This is a genomic window from Burkholderia sp. Ac-20379, from assembly GCF_017104645.1.
GTDB lineage: Bacteria > Pseudomonadota > Gammaproteobacteria > Burkholderiales > Burkholderiaceae > Burkholderia.
The window spans coordinates 1-657 of record NZ_JAAGPF010000798.1; the positions used below are offsets into that span (position 1 = coordinate 1).

The 657-nt window shown below is 73.2% G+C and carries 1 protein-coding gene; it reads left to right on the forward strand.

Going from position 1 to position 657, the window contains the following annotated elements; translation table 11 throughout:
* Positions 1-657, forward strand: a 657-nt coding sequence (locus tag G3N92_RS34695) for a TolC family protein (RefSeq protein ID WP_206131957.1), incomplete at both ends; no start/stop codon positions are given.

Genomic DNA, 657 nt, shown 5'->3' on the forward strand with positions numbered 1-657 from the left:
TGCAAACCGTCGCCGCGCAGGGCGTGGCCCAGCGCTTCGACGTCGGCGCGCAGCCGGTGCCCGAGTGGTGGAAGCAATACCGCTCGCCGCAGCTCGACGCGCTGGTCGACGAGGGATTGCGCGCCAGCCCGACGCTGGCCGCCTCCACCCACGCGCTGCAGGCCGCGCGCGAGCAGTTGCGCGCGCAGGTCGGCAGCTCGCTGCTGCCGGAGATCGATCTCGGCGGCCAGACCTCGCGCCAGCGCGGCCTCGGCGTGCCGAACCTCGGCCCGCCCACCGCGCTCTACAACCTGTTCGAAGGCCAGTTGCAGGCCAGCTACACGATCGACCTGTTCGGCGCATCGCGCTTCGCGAACCGCGAATTGCAGAAGCGCGTCGACGTGAGCGCGTTCCAGCTCGATTCGGCGCGGCGCGCGCTGGCGGCCAACATCGTCACGGCCACCATCACGTCGGCCGCGCTGGCCGAGCAGATGCAGGCCACCGAACGGCTGGTCGCGCTGGCCCGCGAGCAGGCCGACGACGCCGTGCGGCGCAACCGGCTCGGTTCGGCCTCGCGCGCCGACATGCTGAGCGCGCAGCAGAGCGCGGCCAGCCTGGAAGCGTCGCTGCCGGCGCTGCGTCAGCAATGGCTCGGCGCGCGCCACGCGCTTGCGGTGC